This is a genomic window from Streptococcus sp. DD04 (genome assembly GCF_001578725.1).
GTDB classification, from domain to species: domain Bacteria; phylum Bacillota; class Bacilli; order Lactobacillales; family Streptococcaceae; genus Streptococcus; species Streptococcus sinensis.
Genome location: NZ_KQ969033.1, coordinates 1 through 219, shown reverse-complemented (window position 1 = coordinate 219; position 219 = coordinate 1). Strand labels below are relative to the sequence as shown.

Below are 219 nucleotides of genomic sequence, written 5' to 3'. Positions count from 1 at the left end.
AGAGCCATCTATCGTGGTCACTTTGACGACAAGCTTTCACATGGCGCTCGTGGTGTGATTCGCAAACTCCGTCATCGTGGGAAAACACGTCATACGAAAGGTCATGTTGAAAACAGAGGGAAAATTTCTATTTCTCATACCATTCATGAAAGACCCGAAGAAGCAAACAAGCGAGCTAGGATTGGTGATTGGGAAGCAGATACAGTTGCCGGTCAAATC

At 45.7% G+C, this 219-nt stretch carries 1 pseudogene; it reads left to right on the top strand.

What is annotated here, in order from left to right:
* Positions 1–219 (top strand): annotated as a pseudogene (locus tag STRDD04_RS10415) (IS30 family transposase); the annotation flags it as partial.